Origin of the sequence: Rhizohabitans arisaemae (assembly GCF_025996515.1) — a bacterium.
In the GTDB taxonomy this organism is placed as follows: domain Bacteria; phylum Actinomycetota; class Actinomycetes; order Streptosporangiales; family Streptosporangiaceae; genus Rhizohabitans; species Rhizohabitans arisaemae.
In genome coordinates, this window is record NZ_BLRH01000055.1 from 230708 (window position 1) to 252055 (window position 21348).

Sequence of the window (21348 nt, forward strand, 5' to 3'; positions counted from 1 at the left end):
TCAGCTCCTCTCCGCACCGGGTCCGATCAGAAGCTCGGCCAGCACCAGGTCGATGGCGACGAGGTCGGGCGCGACCGTCGCGAGCCGGACCCAGTCCGCGCGGAAGGTCTGCTCGGCGGCCCGGCACGCGGTGTCGCCCCGGGCGGCCCGCCGGGCGACGAGCGCGAACGCGGCCGACGCCGCAGGCGCCGAGTACCATCCGCGCCGGTTCCGCGGGTGCCGGCGGCGGTCGATCTGACCGGTCAGCTCCTTGCGTTTGAGCAGCGTCCGTGCGGCGTCCGCAACCTGCAGGGCGACCTGGCCGAGGAGCCGCAGCGGCTCCTCGCCCCGCGCGTCGAAAAGCCTGCGGGCCGCCGACATGCGGGTGTCGGCGTCGAGCAGCGCCCGGGGCACCACGTCGGCGGCGCGCCAGATGCCCTCGATCTGCTGCGGGGACAGATGCGCCATCCGCTCCACCTCGGGCCCGAACCGGCCGACCGCCGCCAACGGGTCCACGCCGTCGCCGAGGATCCGGGTCAGCGCCTCGCCGCACTGCCGTTCCGCCGCGGCCAGGCAGTCGGGGTCGGTGAGATCCCCGGCGAGGACGGCGGCGGCCGGCGCGACGGGCCACATCCGCCGGGCGGGCGCCGACCCCGCGGAGCCGGGTACGGCCGAGGCGGCCAGACCGGAGGCGATGAGCGCGACGATCAGGCGTCCCGGCTCCAGGCCGAGGTCGACCAGGGTGGCGAGCGCCTTGGCCGGTTCGGCCAGCAGGGGCCGGGAGCAGCTCCGCCGGAAGTGCGGCACCTCCGGGAGCGGTCTGATCGACGGGGCGAGGTCGATCAGCGTCCAGATGCGCCGGAGGTCCTCGATCCCGGCGGGGAACGGGCCGCTCCCGGCGACGAAACGGGAGAGCTCCGTCTCCTCCGGGTCGTCGCCGGTGAAATGGCCCTCGCCGCCCGCGACGAAGTGGTGATCGGGCCGACGCGGCCACTCGGCCGGCACCCACGGATCGTCCACCTGGAGGTGGACCAGGAGCGGCCCGGCTTGGCGCAGCTCAGGGGGCAGCGGGATCCCGCCGTCCGGGTCGACCGGCACCACCAGGGGGTCCCGCCACGGCGCGGCCGCCGGGTAGACGCCGGCGCTGAGCCCGTCGACGGCGACGTGGCCGGCGAGCCGGAGCAGCCCGCCCGCGTGCTCCACCCCCCGGGCGAGCTGCCTCGGCCGGACACAGACGAGCCGGATGACCACACCGTCCAGATCGAGCAGCAGGTCGGCGCGTTGATGCTCGTGCACCGTGTCGGCGATCCGGGTCAGGTCGTAGCGCGCGGTGCCCCCCTGGGCCGCGCCGTTCGGCGGGACGTCCTGAACGGACTGCCCGCCCACGACCACCCGAAGCGGCGGGACGAACCGGGCCCCGGGGATCCGGACGAACAGGCACCCCGGCTCCTCGGCGAAGACGTCGGTGACGATCCGGAGCGGACCGGCCCGCCATTTCAGCGTGCTGTCGGCCCGCTCGTGCATCACCTGGAGGTGCGCCGGGGTGACGACCAGCGGCTCGGTCGCCGTCCCCGTCCGGTACTCGACGACACCGGACAGCGCGTCGGCGGCGAACCCGACGGTGCTCGGGATGACCGCGGCGCCGTCGGCGGAGCCGATCTCCGCCCGTCCCGCCACAAGCCCGGCGACCCCGAACATCCGTACCCGCGGGAAGAAGCGGGTGGTCAGCCCCTCCGCGACGAACACCGTGAGCCGGGTCCCGCGCCCGAGCGGCCCGCGCACCGTGATCTCGTACGCGCCGAGGAGCGGCCGTGGCACCGCGTCCCACAGGTCGTCGACCGTGGTCGGTTCGCCGACCGTCCGGCTGCGGGAGACCAGCGGCGTGTCCTCGCCGCTCATCCGGACGTCGATCAGCCAGGTGGTGTCGGCCCCCGCCTGGCCCGGGAGCCACACCTTCGGCGGCGCGGCGTGCACCGGGGTGCCGTACGGCGTCGCGGCCCCCGCCACCGGGTCGCCCGTGAGGATGCGCGGGCGGGTGTGCCCCCGGACCTGGCGGCGGCTCGCCGGAATCCCGGCCAGCCCGAGCGAACGGACGTGCTCCAGCGAGACCTGCCGGAGCCGCCAGCCGTTCCAGCCCAGCGGGAGCTGCCCTTCCACGACGACGCCGAGGTCGCCGTCGGCGACCAGCTCGTGCTCGGCCGGGTACACCGCCCAGACCACGTCGGGCGCCGGCGGCAGGGCCGGGGAGAGCCGCCGGCCGTCCTCGGCGAAGAGCAGGAGCGGCGCCGCCGGGTCGATCACCTGGAGCTCGGCCTGGTGGAACCAGCCGGCCAGTTCCACCACGACGGTCCGTACCGGGCGCAGCAGGCTGAACGTCGTGGACGGCGCCCCTTCGGCCACCCCCGCCCACTGCGCCTGGCTGCGGATCGTGGTGGTGACGCCGTCGGCGGTGACGTTCCAGCGGGCGAGCCCGTCCGGGGTGTCGCTGATCGCGGGCAGCACGACCTCGACCCCGCGCCCGAAAGGGTCGAGCGCGATCCGGGGATGCTCGCGCCGGATCCCGCCGCCGCGCCGTACCCGATGCCGGTCCAGCTTGAGGCGCCCCTGCCCCGTCAGCTCCTGGGCTCGGGCGAGGACCCGGGCGGGCAGGCCGACGCCGTCGAGGTCCGGAACGCGGTCGCGGAGCCGGTCGACCAGGTCGAAGCTCCGTTCGACGAAGTCGTGGGCGTACTCGGTCCCGTGCTGGAGGAACCGCCGGGCGGGTACGTCCAGGACGCCGATCCTGGTCTCCTTGCCCGGTTCGGTGGCCCAGTCGAGGAAGCCCTCCGCGTCCAGCCCCGGGTCGGCCCCGGCCCGCTGGACGAGCAGCCGAAAATAATCTTCCAGGCAGAACGTCGGAATCCCGGTATGCATGAGGATCGGCCCCACATAAGGCATCGGCATATCCGGAAATGTCGGCATTCCGAGGGCGTCGAGCGCGGTGGCGAAACCCTTGCCCCAGATCGGCTGCTCGTCCACCCCGCCCGGATGCCCGATCGCCGTCCAGAGCGACCGCCAAAACTGGCCCTGGCGGTAGTCCCGGGCGGCCACCGCCGTCATCGCGACCGCCACACACGCGGGCCACCGGGTGAAGAACGTGCCCGGCGTCCGCCCGCTCGCCACCCATTTGGCGTAGACCCGGCCGAGCACCGAGGCGACCTGCACACTCCTGTGGTCCGGGATGTCGACCTCGGCGACCAGCGAAGAGCCGCGCAACGACCGCGACCACGCTTTGTCCCGCAGGTTCAGCAGCTCCGTCGCGCCGACCTTCCGCACCTCACCCATCGGCACCCACCCAAGCGACGACGCCTCCCCCCGAAGTCCGCGGCCCCCCTCGCCCGCGACGAACTCGCCGATCCGGCTTGCCCGCGTGACGGCACCCCCGCCGGCACGCTCCAACCACCGCCGACCGCGCGGTACCGCTCACGACCTCCGGAGCGGGCGCGCGCGGGTCACCCCTCCCCGTGGCCGCGGCCCTCCGTCGGCCGCCCCTCACCCCCGACCTCGCCGAGCCGCCGTCCGCCACCGGCGCCCCTCCTCACGCTCCAGAGACCGTGGTCTTCACCTCTGATGACGCCTGACCCCCCGAATCAGTGGTCCTCTCCCATGAACCGCTCGAATTCCGCTATCGCCCGCTTTCCACAACAATCCGGACTCCGTCCTGGGGCTTCACCGCCTGAACGCCGCGCATCGAACCCCGCAAGACAGCGCGAACAGCCTCTTTTCAGCGTAATCGATCGATCGATTTATGCCGATACCCTCTTTTGCACCGAGGCTTTGCATCGAAGGGCGGCATCCGCCCGTACTCCCGCTCCTCGTTCCGATGCCGCACCCGCCCGCCAAAGCGTGAGCGGGCAACGGCCCGGGCGACCTCTTCGAAGCCTCTCCGGCCTGGCGGGGTGACGGCAGCGGGCTGTCGCCGTAACGCGGCACCCGCGGTCACGGGGCCTTCGGGAACGCGCGTCGAAGGGGAAACGGATGAATTGATGTTCTCGCCGACACCGAAGCGGTCGGCGACCGGCTCGCCAGCCGGAGTCGGCTACCCCGCACGACCACGGGCCCTTCGGGAACGCGCCGGGCTCAGCCCTCGCCGCGTAGGACCAATGTGGCGTAGCCGTACAGCCCGAGCCGGGCCATCAGGGAGGCGACACCCTCCCGGACGAACGGGTAGACATCCAGCCAGGCCACGGTGTCGGAGAAGGCCGTCACCGCGACCCGGTCGGTGAGGTCGAGCCGGTCCCGCAGGCTCGCGTCCCGGGGGGCGTAGGTGGCGACGAGGGAGAGGGAGACATCGGCGACCGGCCGGGATCGCTCCCCGACGAGACGGCCCGCCACGTCGAAGGTGAAGGCCAGCGAGTGCTCCGCGGACGCCGTACCCGACGCCAGGGACAGGTGCAGCCGCTTGCCGTCACCCGGCGCGAGACGTTCGGCGGAGCACGCCACCACGGCCACGTCCCGCAGTTCCATCAGCCCGGCGACGACCTCGGCCGGAGAGTCCGCCCTCCCGATCGTCACGTGATCACATCCCGTCCACCGAGGGGTGCGCGGCGAGGCACCGTACGGCCACCACCATACCCACGCCATAACTCTGTGTAACTATTGAAAACATAGGGTAATCAGAGCGTCACGCCTGCGACCGGTAACCCAAGGCGGTGCACGGAACCCTGCAGGCCGAGACCGGCTGGGCGGCGGAACCGAGACGACGCCGGCCACCGGGGCGGTGGGTGTTGCCCCGCAATCGCGCACCGCGCCGAACACCGCTCATGACCACATCGCACACCTCGATCAACCCCATTCTGGGATGATTCGTCAGATCTGCCGCCTTATGGTGAGGCACGGAAGGATGGTCGACGGTGTTCGCAGGGCTCAACACAATCGATTGGGCGTCCAAGGAGCACGCGCGCGGGAGCGCGGCCGACGTCCCCGACATCCTGCGCGGCCTGCTGTCGGAGGACACCGTGACCCGGGAGCGGGCCCTCGACGACTACCTCGACGCGCTGCACCGCGACGGCGAAGTCCTGATGTGCACCGTCGCGACCGTGCCGTTCCTGCTGGAGGCGGCCGTGTCTTCATCCGTCCCCGACCGCGGCGAACTCCTCGCCCTGCTCGCGAGCGTCGCCGCCGACACCCCGGAGGACAAGCCGCATCGCGAAGCGGCGCGGGCCGTCCTGACAGGCGGACTGGCCGACCTGCTCCCGCTGCTGGACGACGACGACCCCGCCGTCCGCCGACACGTGCCGGAAACCCTGCTGGCCTGCCGGGACCGGTGGGACGCCGTGCTTCCCGCGTTGCGGGACCGGGTCGCCCGCGAGCCCGACCCCGAGGCCCGGGCCGCGATGACACAGGCCGTCGGCCGGGCCGCCCGATCCCTGACCGACGGTGCGGAGGCGGCTCGGACGATCGCCTGGCTGACCGCGCAAGCCGGCAACGATCAGGATCCGGCCGTGCAGCTCCGCGCCGTCGGCGCGCTCGCGGCGATCGATTCGGACGAGGCCGTCAAAATCGCCGTCCGGACGGTGCGCCACCTGTTCACCACGACCATGACGCCACCGCTGGCCGCGGTCGAGAGCGGGCGGCAGCCGACCACGCTCACCGGCGTCCTCCGCCACCTCGCCGAACGAGCCGAGGCCGGCACCCGCCTCCCCTGGCTCGGTCCCATCACCCATGACGTGCACACCGCGCTCGGGCCCCGGATCGCGGAGCGCCAGGCGCTCCTCGCCGACCTGCTGCGAACCCCGAACTGGGAGGTACGGCAGGCCGCCTGCTACGCGGCCGGCGAACTGGTCCGAGGGTGGCGCAGCCCCGACTACGCCGAACTGGCCTGCGAGGTCGCCGCCCTGCTCACCGACGACGAGCCGCGGCTGAGCCGAGCCGCCGCGAAGATACTCGCCGACTTCGGCGAGGAGGCCGCCCCCGCGGCCGACATGATCGCCGATGCGCTGTACTCCGCCAGGCCCGGCACCGACGGCACGGACCTGTCCGGCTGGTTCACCGTGTACGGAAACGGCGACTTCTCCCCCAGCCCGCTGCTGTCCGCCCTCGCCGCCGCCGGTGACCAGCGCGCGGTCCCGGGCGTCCGCCGCGCGCTGGAACTCGACCGGCTGCCGGTCAACGTCGCCGGGCTGCTCGACGGGATCGGGACGAACGCCCTGGAGCTGCTGCCGCTGCTGCAGCGCCGGATGTTCGACCTGCACAACGGCGCCGACGACCGCGAAGTGTGGAAGGCCGGCCTGCTGGCGACCGCGATCGGCCGCCTCGGCGCCCAGGCGAGCGCCGCCGTACCGGACATCACCCAGCTCCTCGCCACCGAGGTCACGGTCCGCCCCGCCCTCAACGCGCTCGGCGAGATCGGGCGGCAGGCGGCCGCCGCCGCCCCCGCCGTGGAACGCCTGCTGACCAAGCGGGACCCCGCGCTCCGGCTCGACGCCGCCGCGACCCTGTGGCACATCACCGGCGACCCCGCACCGGCGGTCGACGTCCTCCCGGCGGCGCTCCAGGACGACAACAGCCGCATCTGCGTCCTCGCCGCGCAGCTCGCGACCACCGTGGGCCCGGCCGCCGCGGAGATCCTTCCGTACATCAAGCAGGCCCTGCTGGCCGCCGAACCGCTCTCCTGGGCGAGCGTCCAGGCCGCCGTCGCCCTCTGGCGGGTGAGCGGGGAACCGGAACCCACGGTCACCATGCTGATCGAAATGGCGAGCCGCAACATCCAATACCTGCGGCCGGCCGCCGCCTGCTTCGCCGAGATCGGCCCGGGCGCCCGCTCCGCGCAGGCCATCCTCACCGGCGAACTCCGCCAAGCCCGGCGCTTCAACAACAGCGGCGGCGGCGTCTACCTCAGCAACGCCGTCAGCGAAGACCTCGACTTCCTCCGCACCTGCACCCGCGCCCTCAACCGCGTCACCGCCTAGCCGACGTGCGAAACCAGACCTACCGCACGGCTCTAGAGCGCTCAGGCGACGAGTAGCGAGCAAGATCACAGGAATTCCCTTCTTCCGGAAAACGCCGAGCCTACGGTTCCTCAGCGCGGAACCCTTTGAGGATTGACCGGCACCCGGCACCCGGCACCCGGCGGCCCTGCGGGATGACAACAGCCGTATCTGCGTCCTCGCCACCACCGTGGCCCCTCCGCCGCAAAGATCCTCCCGTACATCAAACAGGCCCTGCTCGCCGCCGAACCGCTGATTCCGGGTCAGCGGTGATCGGCCGGGGAGTGGAAGCCGGACTCGTAGGCCGCGATAACCGCCTGGGTTCGGTCTCGGGCGTTCAGCTTGGCGAGGACGTTGCCGACGTGGGATTTGATGGTTTCGCCGCCGACGACGAGTTCGCCGGCGATCTCGGCGTTGGACAGGCCGCGGGCCATCAAGCGGAGAACATCGGCTTCGCGAGCGGTGAGCCTGGCGATGCCGGGATGGGGACGAGCTCCGGCGCGGGAGACCGCCAAGGCTCGGACGGCGGAGGGAAACAGCAGGGAGTCTCCGGCGCTGACGACGCGGATGGCCTGGACCAGGTCGGCGGGACGGGTGCGTTTGAGGAGGAAACCACTGGCTCCGGCGCGGAGCGCGTCGTAGACGTAGTCGTCGTTGTCGAAGGTGGTGACCACGATGACCTTGGGTGGCTCGGCCAGGGCGGTGAGCAGACGGGTGGCCTGGATGCCGTCCACGGAAGGCATCCGCACGTCCATGAGGACCACGTCGGGCCGCTGTTGCCGCACCATGGGCACGACTTCCGCACCGTCGGCGGCCTCGCCCACCACCGTGAGGTCGGGCTCCGCCTCGACGATGATCCGCAAACCGGCCCGGATCAGGTCCTCGTCGTCGGCGATGACCACGCGCAGCGTCATGACGCCGACCTTATCCCCCGCCGACCTTTAGTGACGGTGGTGGAACGGGAGCCGGACTGAGACGTGCCATTCGTCACCGATACGTCCCGCTTCGGCCTGACCCCCGAGCAGAGTGACGCGTTCTCGGATGCCGGATAGGCCGAGACCGGTCCTGGTGGTGCGCGAAGGAGCGGACGCGGAGTTGCGGACTGCGATCTGGAGATACCCGTCCTCGACGGTCAACGTCAGCCCGGCCGGGCCCGTGCCATGGCGCAGGGCGTTGGTGAGCGATTCCTGGACGATTCGGTAGCCCTCGCGGGAGACCGACGCGGGCACCGATGCGAGATCTCCGCATACGTCGGCGCGGATTCCGGTGGTCCGCTCCAGGTCAGGCAGGTCGGCGAGTGTCTTCATCGGGTGGGCTGCCTCGTCCGGGGTGGCGGAGCTCTCACGGAGCACACCCAGCACATGGTCGAGCTCCTCCAGCGCCGTACGGGCCGTCTCCTCGATCGCGCCGAGCGCCGTACGGGCCGCTTCCGGGTCCCGGTCCAGGGTCCGGGCGGCGGCCGCAGCCTGCACCGTCACGATGTTCAGTGCGTGCCCCACCGAGTCGTGCAGTTCGCGGGCGAGCCGGTTGCGTGCGACCAGTTTCCTCGCGTGCTCCTCCAGCGCCGCGAGCCGCTGGGCGGGGGACGGGCCAAGCAGGGCGGGCGCCGCCTTGGCCAGCAGCGCGCCTGCGGCCGCCACCAGGTAGACGAGGATCACCAGGGATCCGATGCCCAGCAGCGGGCCGCCCCACCAGACTCCCCGTACAGCGCTCAGACCGTAGGCGTCCGCCACATGGATCGGGTCGCCAGTCACCGGGAGCAGCACGGCCCAGATCGCGAACGGCACCAGCGCCAGGGTCAGCCCGGACATCACCCCGCCGACGCCGAGATGCAGGGTGTACCAGGCGGCGGTGCGCCGCCGCTCGTCCCAGGTGCGACCCGCGAAACCGGCGGGCCGGGAGTCGAGGCCGGGCGGCAGATCGATCGCGGCGCCGAGGAGTCCCCGCGCGGCGGCCGTCTCCAGCGTCCTGATCGGCAGCACCAGCCCGCTGGCGGCCACCAGCGGCAGGACGGCGGCGAAGACCGGCGGTTGCACGATACCCACCGGGCTGAAGGACCCGTCCGTCAGGCGGAGCACCTCGCCGATGATCGAGCCCGCCATCATGTACGGCATCAGCAGCGCACCGCCCATGATCAGGCAGACCCATCGCCGGTAGGTGGTGCGGTCGACGAGTGGGGACAGCATGCGTGGAATCATCCTCGATGGCAGGACTTGCACGCGCCGCGGGTCCGGTGGTGATATCCGATCGCGGCGGTGCCCAGCATCAGTCCCCAGGTCAGGAACAGCACGTAGATCCACTGGAACACCCACGGTTCGATACCTGTAGCAGGGTCGGAAGTCATGAGGAACGCGCGCCAGCTGCCCATCACGCCCACCGGCACGAGCATGGCGCAGCCGACGGCTGCGGCGGTGAGCGGCATCCAGCGGGGAATCCACGACGGCGTCCAACCACGGGCGAAGCCGACGGCCAGCAGTACGGCCACGGCGGCGAGGACGACGGTGTCGCCGAAACCCGGGCTCCAGAAGTGGATGTCCTTGAAGAGCTCCGGCTTGGTCAGCGCGAAGTGGGAACCAAGGCCCCAGGCGGTTTTCAGCGCGCCGTATGCGAGGGCGAGGGGGATGGTGGCGAAGGCGGCGAGTGTGCTCCACCGCTGCCAGTAGGCGGGTTCCGGCCCGACCGGGTGGTCGCCCCGGCCGCAGCGGACGCAGACGTCGCGCCGTCTGCGCTGATGGCGCCAGGTGGTGACGGCGATCGCGAGGCCGGCGGCGACGGCGGTGAACCTGATGCCGGTGCCAAGCCAATCGATCTCGATGGGGCCCAGGACCTGCGTGGTGTCCCCGACGATCACCCCGATTCCCCCCATGATCAGAAATATCACGTCAAAGGGGATCTGCGGGGCGGCGTAGCCGAGGAGGATCGGGGCCGCTACCCAGCCTGCGGGAATCAGGCCGCGGAGGCGCGTGTCGGTGCTCATTCTCCAAGATTCGCGCCGTGGCCGCCCGACTCCTTCCCACCCAGGCGTGAACACCCTCCCCCACACGGGGGATTTCCCGGCTCTCTCGCTTACCAGGCCGCGCAACGGCGCCAGGCTCGCGCCCTTGCCGACACATGTGACAACGCCAGGACCTCGGCCACTGATTCGGTACGACTGCCGCCTGCTGCGGCCCACCGCTCACCGGCAGACTATCCAGCGACCATTTCGTCACGACTCCAGCGACCAGTTCACCGTGATCATGGCGACCAATTCACCACGACCACAGCGACCATCTCACCATAGGTGGCATAAGAGACATCCCAATGCCAGCCCACTCAGCATCGCTACCTTCTGAGCATCAACCGCTCGACATCCCGCCAGAACTTATCGAACGACGGTGCGTTCCGCCGTGCTTGCGGCATATCGAAGTCTGCGGTCAATCCAGGCTGGTCAACCGTCTCCTTGTAGGGGGTTCCGTCCGTCTTGTGCGCCGTGAGCCACTCCTTGGCGCCTCTGCGGCTCTCCGGCTCGTCCGGCGCAACCAGTGAATCGGCCAGTCCCCGTTTCCCTGCCAATGAGGGCGCGGCCGCCATGAACCACGCTTCGAACTCCCGATTGGCCAGAACCACCGAGAGCTCCTTGTCCTCGCGCACCCGACGAGCCCGTTCCAAGAGTCTCGGCCCGAGCTCCGCCGGACAGTCGTCGTCGGCATCAAGCAAAACAAGTACGCCGCCGCGCCCGGCGACATGGTAGGCTGCCTGGTCGACGGCGCTCTCGATTCCTCCCGGAGCGACAAGTCGGCCGCGGTGCCGGCGAATGGGTGGAGGGAGGTGGATATCCCAGACGCCCAGAGCGTGAGCGATACGCCTCAGCAACAACGGGAGCGCTTGAACCTCTCCGTGTCCCTCCACGATGGAGGCGATTACCACCGGTTCCGTCATTCCACTGCCATGGGGCGAAGCTGGTTAGTTCTCATCAGTTCGCCGACGGTGACCTGGTTGTCGGCCACCAGGCGACGGCTCACCTCATCCGCCACGCCGATGTCGGTGACCCCGTCGGACATCATCACCACCCGAACGGACTCCATGTCCACATCGTCGCGGTCGAGCAGATCGGGGCTCTGCGTGGTCACCACGATCTGAACCCGCTCACTAGCCTCGGTCAGGGCATCGAAGAGAGCACCGGCGGCCGCGGGATGCAGGGAGATTTCCGGCTCTTCGATCCCCACCAGGCTGACCTGCCCATCGAGTACAGCGGGCTGGAACAGCGCCGTGAGCAGACCGACCGCCCGGAGCGTTCCCTCAGACATCGCCCCAGGTCCGAAGACCACACCGTCCAGGCTGTCCTCGGCCCGCATCGCGATGGTGGAGTACGCGTCGATGACCTGCTCCGAGACGCTGATCCGTCCGGGTACGATCGCCCTCACATAGTCGTTGAGTCTCCGCCACATCTGCGGATACTCCGCCTTGATCGTTCCCAGGACCGCCCCGGTGCGCGCCCCCACCGGATCCAAGGTCTGACCGGGAAGCCTCGGCTGCGGCCGCCGTAGCTGGGAGAGCTCCAGCTGGTAGACGAGCATCGAACGAAGACTCCGGTAAACCTCGCTGAAGACCCCCTGAGTCGCTGCGACCGGGAGGTAGAGACGGTCTTGTTCAATGCCGCCGCCGTCGAGCACAAGGCCGTGCATCACACGAAAGCCCGCGGTGCCGGCATCTCGAACTCCTCTGATCTCACACCATTCACCACGCACGACCAAGGTACGACGCCCTGCGCTGTCCCGATCGATGTGGAGACCGTACTGGACAGGCGTGCTCACACCGTCCCACGAGATCATGAAATCAAGGACTATCCGGAATCCGTCGATGTCCCGACGGGTTCTGCGAAGCAGCTCATCGATACCGCCGCGCTTCTTGACCGCGTCGGACGGCGTTGTGTCGAGCGCATCCGCCACGAATCTCAGCGCGTCAAGGAAGTTGCTCTTGCCCGCCGCATTGGGCCCGACCAGGATCAGCAACGGCGGGACGCTGATATCGCAGTGGGCGATACTGCGGTAGTCGGTCACCTGAACCCGCTGGAGAAACGGCGTGAGACCGACCATCCGCCCCCCATAGTGGTCCGCATCTTATGGGTGGGCGCTACTGGGTTCGAACCAGTGACCCCTCGCTTGTAAGGCGAGTGCTCTACCGCTGAGCTAAGCGCCCGGAGACCTCGATGCAATACCTTACGGCACTCAGCCCGTTCTCCGCGCCATCGTTTGACGTCGGGGCGGGTACGGCGGGACGCCGCGCGCCCGGGACGCTAACCGCGGGAGGTGAGCCGGCCGAGGACTCGGTTGAGGGCCGCGGCGACCTCCTGGGTGAGCTCGGGGGATTCCTCGGGGCCGGACTCGGCCTCGGTGCGCCGCGCCGCTCTGACATGCCCGCATCGGCGGCATTCCACCTCGCCGAGGCGGCAGACGAGGGCGGTTTCGTCGCAGTTCTCGCAGCGGTCCAGCTCGGCCTGCCAGTCGTGGATTCGCTGGCACTGCGGACAGACGAGCACCTGGGACTCGTGGCGTACCCCGCGTGTCCACGGACTGGCGCCACGAGCCGGATCGGTCTGCCGAGCCCCGCAGCGATAGCAGGGCATATCGCCTCCGTCACCCTCGCGCCCTACGAAGGTGCCGCCCTAAGAAAGCTGGGCCAGCACCTTGCGGTACTCCTCGACGTCCCGCGCCTCGGGGATCGGACTGACGACCCTCCAGCGCACGATGCCGTTCTTGTCGAGGATAAAGGTTCCACGCCCGGCGACGCCCTTTTCCTCATCGAACACACCGTACGACCTGGCGACCTCACCGTGTGGCCAGAAATCCGAGAGCAGCGGGAAGGTGTAGCCTTCCCGGTCGGCCCACGCCCGGTGGGAGAACACCGAGTCCACCGAGATGGCCAGAACCTCCACGCCGTCGCCCGCGGTGGGGATGAAGTCGTCGAGAAGCGCACCGAGCTCACTGCGGCAGACACTGCTGAACGCCAGCGGATAGAACACCAGGACGACGTTTTTGCCGCGATGGTCCGAAAGCTTGACCGGCGTGCCGTGCTGGTTCTTCAACACGAAATCCGGCGCTTCGGAGCCAACCTCAACCGTCATGTTGTCCTTCCCCTCATCCAACCGTGGATCTCGGCCGCCGACGTCGCGGCGGTCGGGCCTTGCGAGGTCGGACAGCCGTAATCGTTGCTCGGGCGAGGCGGTGTCGTCACCCGCCGCCCCTCCCGACGAGTCACCCGCCGACCCCGGCGTTCGCGCGCCACGCGATGCTCAAGCCATGGCGCGCGAGCGCTTTACCGGCGGGCCTTGGGAGCGACCAGTCTCGTTCCCGACCAATCACGGGCAGCACTGATGCTGCTGGTCTGGGACAGACCGGCGGTCGCGGCGTCCTCGCCGATGTCACTCGGCTCGACGTGGCCGTCCCTGCCCGCCTTGGGCGTCAGAAGCCAGATGTGGCCGCCGCCGGCGACCGAGGTCAGCGCACCGATGAGCGCGTCGACGAGATCACCGTCCTCGTCCCGCCACCAGAGCAGCACGACGTCCACGACCTCGTCGAAGTCCTCGTCCACCAGCTCGTTACCGGTCAGCTCGGCGATGGACTCACGAAGCTCCTCATCGACGTCCTCATCCCAGCCGATCTCCTGCACCACCTGACCCGGCTTAAGGCCGAGTCGCTCGGCCAGGCCGCGCTCGCCCTGCGCCTGACCCGCGGTCGCGCTCACGTAAATCCCTCCTGCTCGGGTGGGCCCGCCTTATGCGGTTCACAGCCCTTGGCCATTCAAGGGCTTCGCTGGCACAGTCCACACGTTACGACCCGTGGTCGTCAACGGTCGCCACGGTACCGAACCGTATCTGGGCCGCATTCTGATGAAACCGCCACGGACATGAGACCGTAACGACATCCGGCCGACCTGGTGAGAAGGTCCGCGCGCTCATGACCGCACACGCCCACCTGGCTGCCTGAGATCTCATTCTTCTGATGGTAAATCCCTCTGAGCTGGGACGATTACCGCGTCAGGGCCAGGGAACACCAGGCCGGTGTGACCGTCTTCGAACCGTACAACGTACGGCGGACCGCCGCCAGCCCCGTGCACCTCGACAATCTCTCCTCCGCGATCCCGCTCGCCCACTGTGTTTCCGTGGACCAGAAGCCGATCGCCTACATCCGCGTGCAATCCGATCCCTCCTCTCCGTGATTTTATCTGTTGTTCCCGTTCTCAACGGAGTCGTGCGGGTCGCGCTCCCCGAAACGGTCGAGAAGCGGAAAACTCCTGGGTAAGCGGCCCACTGGACACGGAGCGGGGAAAACGTCCTACCATCGGGGGTCTGGGGCTGTCTTCCAGCAGGCCGCCGCACCGGGACCTCACTCGGTTACCCAACGGTAGAGATGCGCTTTCCGGTGTAAGCGGCAAGGATGGAAGATGACCACACACCATGAAAGAGGCTGTACAAGTCCCATTCGACCTCGGAAGGCGAGACCCTGTGGCTTCCGGACGCCAGCGCTCCTCGATCATCAGTGACGGCCTACCCAGCCAGCTCCCTGATGTCGATCCCAGCGAAACCAAAGAGTGGCTTGAGTCACTGGACACCGTCGTCAAGACGGAAGGGCGTACCCGCGCCCGGTATCTGATGCTGCGGTTGCTCGAACGGGCGCGAGAGCATCAGGTCGGCGTGCCCGGCCTGCGTAGCACCGACTACATCAACACCATCCCCCCGGAGCGCGAACCCTGGTTCCCCGGTGACGAATACGTCGAGCGTCGCATCCGCGCCTACATCCGGTGGAACGCCGCGGTCATGGTGACCCGCGCGAACGCCCGTACCAACGTGGGCGGCCACATCGCCACCTACGCCTCGGCCGCGTCCCTGTACGAAGTGGGTTTCAACCACTTCTTCCACGGCAAGGACCACGGCGAATCCGGCGATCAGGTCTTCTTCCAGGGACACGCCGCGCCGGGCATCTACGCCCGGGCGTTCCTGGAGGGGCGGCTGAACGACAACCAGCTCGACGCGTTCCGGCAGGAGCTGTCGCACGGCTTCCGCGGTCTGCCGTCCTACCCGCATCCCCGGCTGATGCCCGACTTCTGGGAGTTCCCCACGGTCTCCATGGGACTGGGCCCGATCTCGGCGATCTACCAGGCGCGGTTCAACCGGTACCTGCTCAACCGCAAACTCAAGGACACCTCACGCTCCCACGTCTGGGCCTTCCTGGGCGACGGCGAGATGGACGAGCCGGAGTCCCTGGGCGCGATCGGCCTCGCCGCCCGCGAGGAGCTGGACAACCTCACGTTCATCATCAACTGCAACCTGCAGCGACTGGACGGCCCGGTACGCGGCAACGGCAAGATCATCCAGGAGATGGAGTCGTTCTTCCGCGGCGCCGGCTGGAACGTCATCAAGGTCGTGTGGGGCCGGGACTGGGATCCGCTGCTCGCGGCCGACGTCGACGGCGTGCTGGTGAACAAGATGAACACCACGCCCGACGGCCAGTTCCAGACCTACTCCGTGGAGTCCGGCGACTACATCCGGGAGAACTTCTTCGGCGGGGATCCACGGCTGCGCAAGATGGTGGAGCACCTCTCCGACGACGACATCCGCAAGCTGTCGCGCGGCGGCCACGACTACCGCAAGGTCTACGCCGCGTTCAAGGCCGCCCGTGAGCACGTCGGCCAGCCCACGGTCATCCTCGCCCACACCATCAAGGGCTGGACGATCAAGGGCTTCGAGGCGCGCAACGCGACGCACCAGATGAAGAAGATGTCCAAGGACGAGCTGAAGGAGTTCCGCGACCGGCTCTACCTCGACATCCCCGACTCCGCGCTCGACGCCGACCTTCCGCCCTACTACCACCCGGGCAAGGACAGCGAGGAGATCGCCTACATGCAGGAGCGGCGGGCGGCCCTCGGCGGCTACCTGCCCAAGCGCGTGGTACGGGCGAAGCCGCTGGTCCTCCCCGGCGAACGCCTGTACGCGGACATGAAGAAGGGCTCGGGCAAGCAGGAGGTCGCCACCACCATGGCGTTCGTCCGGCTGCTCAAGGACCTCATGAAGGACAAGGAGATCGGCCGGCGGTTCGTGCCGATCATCCCGGACGAGGCCCGGACCTTCGGCATGGACGCGATGTTCCCGACGGCGAAGATCTACTCGCCGTACGGCCAGACCTACGAGTCCGTGGACCGGAACCTGCTCCTCTCCTACAAGGAGGCCGACGAGGGGCAGATCCTGCACGAGGGGATCACCGAGGCCGGCTCGATGGCCTCGACGATCGCCGCGGGCTCGGCGTACGCCACGCACGGCCTCGACATGATCCCGATCTACATCTTCTACTCGATGTTCGGGTTCCAGCGCACCGGCGACCAGATGTGGCAGCTCGCCGACCAGATGGGCCGGGGGTTCCTCCTCGGCGCGACGGCCGGCCGGACCACCCTGAACGGCGAGGGTCTCCAGCACGAGGACGGTCACTCGCAGCTGCTCGCCTCGGTCAACCCCGCCTGCGTCGCGTACGACCCGGCGTGGGCGTTCGAGATCGGTCACATCGTGCGGGACGGGCTGCGCAGGATGTACGGCGACCAGCCCGAGGACGTCTTCTACTACCTCACCCTCTACAACGAGCCCTACGTCCAGCCGGTCGAACCGGCCGACCTCGACGTCGACGGGCTGCTCAAGGGGCTCTACCGGTTCGCCGAGGCACCCGAGGGTGAGGAGAGCAGGCCACGGGCGCACATCCTCGCGTCCGGGCCGGCGGGCCGCTGGGCGCTGGAGTCGCAGCGTCTGCTCGCGGAGGAGTGGGGGGTCGCGGCCGACGTCTGGTCGGCGACCTCGTGGACCGAGCTCCGGCGTGAGGCGCTCGACTGCGAAGAGCACAACATGCTCCATCCGGAGCAGGAGCCGCGCACGCCGTACGTCAGCCGGGCGCTGAACGGTCACAACGGGCCGTTCGTCGCGGTCAGCGACTACATGCGGGCGGTCCCCGACCAGATCGCCCAGTGGGTCCCCGGCGACTGGGCCTCCCTGGGCACCGACGGTTTCGGGCTCTCCGACACCCGTTCGGCGCTCCGCCGCCACTTCCACGTGGACGCCGCGTCGATCACCCTCGCGGTCCTCACCCAGCTGGCCCGCCGGGGCGAGGTGAAGCCGGAGACTCTTCAGCAGGCCATCGAGCGGTACGGCCTGCGCAACGGGGTGACCACGGCCGTCTCGCAGCCGACCCCGGAGACCACCGACACCGAGTCGATGGGCTTCTGAACCACCCGTTGGGTGTGCCCTCCCCGGGCACACCCAACGCGCGGGGTCAGGCCTCCGGCATGGTGAAGATCCCGAACAGACCATCCGACGGGTCCAGGATGTAGGCGTAGTCGGTCCCCATCCCGCTACCCACGTTCGACTGCACGACCTTGCCGCCCAGCTTCTCGATTCGAGCGCAGGTGGCCTCGACGTCGTCGACGTACACGTTGAAGATCGCGTGGTTCGGAACCCGGCCCCCGGTGGCGTACACCCCGCCGCACTGCTCCCCGCCGCCGACGGTGATCGACCGGTAGTCGATCCCGGCCTGACGTGCGTTCTCGTCAGGGGTGAACTCCCAGCCGAAGAGCTCACCGTAGAACTCCTGGACGGCCTCGGGCTCGTCCGTGGCGATCTCAAACCAGCTGACTGTGTTGGGTTTCATGACGACTCCACACTCGGGGTACGGCTTGCGCCGCGTTGACGGGCACCGTGCGCCAGGGTGGGCACCTCAGTCCTCCTGCGGTGCGGAGGCGATCCCGAACAGTCCGGCCGAGGGGTCCAGGACGTAGGCGAAGTCGGGGCCGTTCTCGTTGCCGATCACCGAGTGCACGACCTTGCCCCCGAGTTCCTCGACCCGCGCCAAGGTCTGCGCGACGTCCCGCACGATCACGCTGAAGACCGAGTGGTTCGGAATCCGCCCTCCGGTGGCCCACACCCCGCCGCACGGCTCCCCGCCGTCGACCGTGATCACCCGGTAGTCCATGCCGCCTTGGGCCGCGGCCTCGTCCGGGGTGAACTTCCAGCCGAAGAGCTCGGCGTAGAAGTGCTGGACCGGCTCGGGGTCGTCCGTGGCGATCTCGAACCAGCTGACGGTGTTCGTCTTCATGGCAACTCCACAATCGGGGTGCGGCCTGCGCCGCGCTGACGAACACCAGCCTCTCCCCCCGTGGCGACAACCCCCTGTCGGTGTTTTTCGGGGTTTTTCCCGATGCCTTCCTCAGTCGATGGCCACCGGGTGGACCATGAAGTCCGGTACGGAACAGGCGAAGAGCTCGTCCGGCCTGGCCGGGCTGCGCTCGCCCGTCACGGCCGCGTCCGCGATCCGGTCGAGGCGGAAGACCCTGGCCGCCGCACGCAACCGGCACCAGCCGACGAGAAACCAGCCCGTCGTCCCGCCGACCAGCGCCGCGGGCTCCACCTCGCGGACCGTCCGCGTGCCGCCCCGATCGTCGTAGTGCAGGCTCAGCACCTCACGCCGCCCCACGGCCGTCTCCACGATCCGGCGGATCCCGCCGGGCCGGGCCGGCGGGGACGGCTCGGGTCTCGGCCGCTTGAGGAAACGCACCCGCCCGGCCAGTGCCCTGGCTTCGTCCGCGGCCTGGACGGGCATGGCGCCGAGGACCTTGTGGAGGGCGCGCCGGGCCTCCACCGCGTACGGCTGCGCGTCGGATCCGCCGAGCGCCACCGCGATGGCCACGGCCTCGGTGGCGGTGAAGTTCACCGGTGGCAGGGACATGGAACGGTCGAGGGCGTATCCACCGGTACGCCCGATCTCCGAGTAGATGGGGACGCCCGACTGCTGGAGGGCGGAGATGTCCCGCTCGATGGTGCGCACGCTCACCGCATACCGGTCGGCCAGCTGGCGGGCGGTGCGGCGGCGGGGCGATATCGCCCGCAGCTCCTCGACGATGGCGTACAGACGGTCGGTCCGGTTCACAGCGGGAAACTAGCGCACGGCACCGACATTTCTTGCGGAGTGTTCACGCTCCGTCAACACTCTCTGTCAAGGGCGCCGTTCCGGCGCAGCCGCCGAGCCGTTCGACCGCACCGACAGGGGATTCCCGGCCACGCAAGTGATTCGTAAGATTTGATCTCTTGGGCAGAAGGTGACGGGGTACCGGTGGAGGGCTAAACTTCCGTCGCAAATGTCACGCTTTGTAGGGAGGCGGCGGATGTCGCCCGGCAACACTCGGAAAACACCTCGCCGACTCGCGTCGAGACGGGTCACCGTGGGAACCCTCGGCGTCATCTCCGCGATGGTGCTCACCGCCTGTTCCAGCGAGACCGTCACCGCCGACTGCGTGGACGTCACCAAACGCGGCTCGGACGGCTCTTACAGCATCGTCGACGACGACAACTGCGACGACGACGGCTCCTCGACCCGCTACTACGCCGGCCGCAGCGGCGGATACGCCTGGTACTACGGCGGCACCACGACCGGGACCACGGTGAAGGGCGGCACGACCATCAAGCCGAGTGGCGCCTCGATCACCAGCCGCGGCGGCCAGGTCGTCTCCCGCGGCGGCTTCGGCGGCCGCGGCGGCTCCGGAGGCTGATCCGTGCGTCGCGCGTCGTCCACCCCCCGCCCGGGGTGGGCCCACATCGTCGAGGAGCAGGGGCTCGCGTTCCACCGGACCTCGCACCCTGAGCACCTCACCCGTCCGTACTGGGACGAGAGTGTGCACTACATCTTCAGCATGGACGAAGTCCTCACCGTCGAGGCGGACGTCGACGAGCTGCACCGCATGTGCCTCACCGTCGTGGAGCACGTGATCTCCGAGGGGCGGTGGGCCGACTTCGCGATCCCGCCCTGGTGCCACCAGGCGATCGAGGAGTCCTGGCGCCGCAGGGATCCCCACGTCTTCGGCCGGTTCGACCTGCACTACGACGGAACCGGTCCGGCCAAGCTGCTGGAGTACAACGCGGACACCCCGACGAGCCTGGTCGAGAGCTCCATCGTCCAGTGGTACTGGCTCCAGGACGTCTACCCCGGCGACGACCAGTGGAACTCGATCCACGAGCGGCTCGTCGACCGGTGGAAGGGCATCTCGGGCCAGCTGCCGACCGGCCCCGCCCACTTCGCCTGGACCAACGAGGACGAGACCGGCGAAGAGGTGATGACCCTCGCCTACCTCCAGGAGACCGCCGACCAGGCGGGTCTCACCACGGTCTCCATCGCGATCGAGGACATCGGCTGGGACCAGCTCAACCTCCGCTTCGTCGACCTGGAGCACCGCAACATCCGCACGCTCTGCAAGCTCTACCCGTGGGAGTGGGTCGCCGCCGACCGGTTCGGGCCGCAGGCGATCCGGCATCAGACCGAGGGCACCTGGGTGGAGCCGATCTGGAAGATGATCCTCTCCAACAAGGCGCTGCTCGCCGTGCTGTGGGAGCTCTACCCGGATCACCCCAACCTGCTCCCCGCCTACCTCGACGGGCCCCGCGACCTCGTCCGGCACATCCGCAAGCCGCTGCTCGGCCGGGAGGGGGCGAGCATGCGGATCGTCACCCCCACCGGCTCGCAGGAGACCGAGGGCGGCTACGGGACCGAAGGTTACGTGTACCAGGAGTTCCGGCCGCTTCCCGACTTCGACGGGTGGCGTCCGGTGCTGGGCGCGTGGGTGGTGCACGATGAGGCGGCGGGTCTCGGCATCCGCGAGACGACCGGCCTCATCACCGATGACACCTCTTCGTTCGTCCCCCACCGCATCGCGCTCTAAGGAGAATCCCCCATGGTCCTGGAAAGTATGCTCGGCGAGGTCCTCGCCCGAGGCGCCCTGGCGATCGTCGCCTACGCCGCGCTCGGCCTGGTCCTGCTGATCGTCGGTTTCTTCGCGGTCGACCTGGCCACCCCGGGACGGCTCAGCAAGATCATCAGCGTGGAGCGCAACCCCAACGCCACCCTCATCGCCACCTCCGGGCTCGTCGCGATCGGCCTCATCGTGGCCGCCTCCATCTACGCCTCCGGCGGAACCCTCCTGGAGGGTCTCCTCGCCACCCTGGTCTTCGGCCTGGTCGGCATCATCGCCCAGACGGTCGCCGCGTTCGTGTTCGACAAAGTCCTCGGCTTCGACCTCGCGGGCCTGATCCGCAACCCCGAGCTCCAGCCCGCCACCCGCCTGCTCGCCGCCACCCACGTCGTCCTCGGCATCATCACCGCCGTCGCCGTCATCTGACTCGCTCCAGCCGGAATCCAGCACGGCTCCAGCCGATCGCGGGGGCCGGGACCGTGCCTGCCCTGCGCCCTGAAGCCGTGCCCGGCATGGCCCGTACCGAGCTCGGGTTGACGGTTGCGGCCCGGCGACCTGGCACTCTAGAAGTGTGAGCACACTTCGGGCAGCGTCGCCCCATGAGGAGAGCCGGACCGTTCCCACCTGCGGACCCAAGCCGCGGACAGGC

General features: G+C 69.4%; 19 protein-coding genes and 1 tRNA gene. 5 read left to right on the plus strand and 15 right to left on the minus strand.

The features are described from left to right. Together RUR_RS27575 and RUR_RS27580 are read right to left on the minus strand one after the other, a co-directional pair. Positions 1 to 3303, minus strand: a complete 3303-nt coding sequence (locus tag RUR_RS27575) for a hypothetical protein (RefSeq protein ID WP_283138127.1) — start codon at positions 3301 to 3303, stop codon at positions 1 to 3. Between the two features lie 795 nt (positions 3304 to 4098). Beyond that, positions 4099 to 4533, minus strand: coding sequence for a hypothetical protein (locus RUR_RS27580; RefSeq protein ID WP_283138128.1), 435 nt, complete (start codon positions 4531 to 4533; stop codon positions 4099 to 4101). Between the two features lie 338 nt (positions 4534 to 4871). On the opposite strand from RUR_RS27580, the gene RUR_RS27585 reads away from it, so the two are divergent. After that, the gene (locus RUR_RS27585; protein WP_283138129.1) at positions 4872 to 6929 is read left to right on the plus strand and encodes a HEAT repeat domain-containing protein; all 2058 of its coding nucleotides are present in this window, start codon (positions 4872 to 4874) and stop codon (positions 6927 to 6929) included. A 281-nt stretch (positions 6930 to 7210) separates the two neighbouring features. On the opposite strand, the gene RUR_RS27590 is transcribed toward RUR_RS27585, so the two are convergent. The 10 genes from RUR_RS27590 to RUR_RS27635 form a co-directional block, all read right to left on the minus strand. Next, positions 7211 to 7861 carry a response regulator gene (locus tag RUR_RS27590; RefSeq protein ID WP_283138130.1) on the minus strand — a complete coding sequence of 217 codons (651 nt, stop codon included), beginning with the start codon at positions 7859 to 7861 and terminating at the stop codon, positions 7211 to 7213. A gap of 27 nt (positions 7862 to 7888) precedes the next feature. Continuing rightward, complete coding sequence (locus tag RUR_RS27595; protein WP_283138131.1) at positions 7889 to 9133, minus strand: sensor histidine kinase; 1245 nt, start codon at positions 9131 to 9133, stop codon at positions 7889 to 7891. A gap of 8 nt (positions 9134 to 9141) precedes the next feature. Then, entirely contained in the window at positions 9142 to 9924 is a 783-nt protein-coding gene (locus tag RUR_RS27600) for a hypothetical protein (RefSeq protein WP_283138132.1), read from the minus strand. A 344-nt stretch (positions 9925 to 10268) separates the two neighbouring features. Next, positions 10269 to 10865, minus strand: a complete 597-nt coding sequence (locus RUR_RS27605) for a DUF4276 family protein (RefSeq protein ID WP_283138133.1) — start codon at positions 10863 to 10865, stop codon at positions 10269 to 10271. Next, positions 10862 to 12022 (minus strand): AAA family ATPase, encoded by a 1161-nt coding sequence (locus tag RUR_RS27610; protein WP_283138134.1) that lies wholly within the window; start codon positions 12020 to 12022, stop codon positions 10862 to 10864. The genes RUR_RS27605 and RUR_RS27610 overlap by 4 nt, the downstream gene beginning before the upstream one ends. Positions 12023 to 12053: 31 nt before the next feature. Then, a tRNA-Val gene (locus tag RUR_RS27615) sits at positions 12054 to 12125 on the minus strand. 97 nt (positions 12126 to 12222) lie between these two features. Beyond that, complete coding sequence (locus tag RUR_RS27620; RefSeq protein ID WP_283138135.1) at positions 12223 to 12552, minus strand: hypothetical protein; 330 nt, start codon at positions 12550 to 12552, stop codon at positions 12223 to 12225. 39 nt (positions 12553 to 12591) lie between these two features. Then, complete coding sequence (locus RUR_RS27625; protein WP_283138136.1) at positions 12592 to 13050, minus strand: peroxiredoxin; 459 nt, start codon at positions 13048 to 13050, stop codon at positions 12592 to 12594. 191 nt (positions 13051 to 13241) lie between these two features. Next, complete coding sequence (locus RUR_RS27630) at positions 13242 to 13670, minus strand: DUF3052 domain-containing protein (protein WP_283138137.1); 429 nt, start codon at positions 13668 to 13670, stop codon at positions 13242 to 13244. A 246-nt stretch (positions 13671 to 13916) separates the two neighbouring features. Further along, complete coding sequence (locus RUR_RS27635) at positions 13917 to 14123, minus strand: DUF1918 domain-containing protein (RefSeq protein ID WP_283138138.1); 207 nt, start codon at positions 14121 to 14123, stop codon at positions 13917 to 13919. Positions 14124 to 14430: 307 nt separating this feature from the next. Here RUR_RS27635 and aceE point away from each other — a divergent pair, with 307 nt between their 5' ends. Then, positions 14431 to 17190, plus strand: coding sequence for a pyruvate dehydrogenase (acetyl-transferring), homodimeric type (gene aceE / locus RUR_RS27640; RefSeq protein ID WP_346349073.1), 2760 nt, complete (start codon positions 14431 to 14433; stop codon positions 17188 to 17190). 46 nt (positions 17191 to 17236) lie between these two features. On the opposite strand, the gene RUR_RS27645 is transcribed toward aceE, so the two are convergent. The 3 genes from RUR_RS27645 to RUR_RS27655 form a co-directional block, all read right to left on the minus strand. Further along, entirely contained in the window at positions 17237 to 17611 is a 375-nt protein-coding gene (locus RUR_RS27645; RefSeq protein WP_283138139.1) for a VOC family protein, read from the minus strand. A 66-nt stretch (positions 17612 to 17677) separates the two neighbouring features. Further along, positions 17678 to 18055, minus strand: coding sequence for a VOC family protein (locus tag RUR_RS27650; protein ID WP_283138140.1), 378 nt, complete (start codon positions 18053 to 18055; stop codon positions 17678 to 17680). Between the two features lie 111 nt (positions 18056 to 18166). Next, the gene (locus tag RUR_RS27655) at positions 18167 to 18886 is read right to left on the minus strand and encodes a helix-turn-helix transcriptional regulator (RefSeq protein WP_283138141.1); all 720 of its coding nucleotides are present in this window, start codon (positions 18884 to 18886) and stop codon (positions 18167 to 18169) included. Positions 18887 to 19178: 292 nt separating this feature from the next. On the opposite strand from RUR_RS27655, the gene RUR_RS27660 reads away from it, so the two are divergent. The 3 genes from RUR_RS27660 to RUR_RS27670 are packed head-to-tail and all read left to right on the plus strand — an operon-like array spanning position 19179 to position 21125. Then, positions 19179 to 19505: a hypothetical protein gene (locus RUR_RS27660; protein WP_283138142.1), complete on the plus strand. Its 327-nt coding sequence runs from the start codon at positions 19179 to 19181 to the stop codon at positions 19503 to 19505. A gap of 3 nt (positions 19506 to 19508) precedes the next feature. Next, positions 19509 to 20669 carry a glutathionylspermidine synthase family protein gene (locus tag RUR_RS27665; RefSeq protein WP_283138143.1) on the plus strand — a complete coding sequence of 387 codons (1161 nt, stop codon included), beginning with the start codon at positions 19509 to 19511 and terminating at the stop codon, positions 20667 to 20669. Positions 20670 to 20681: 12 nt separating this feature from the next. Next, the gene (locus RUR_RS27670; protein ID WP_283138144.1) at positions 20682 to 21125 is read left to right on the plus strand and encodes a DUF350 domain-containing protein; all 444 of its coding nucleotides are present in this window, start codon (positions 20682 to 20684) and stop codon (positions 21123 to 21125) included. The last annotated feature ends 223 nt before the right edge of the window (positions 21126 to 21348 follow it).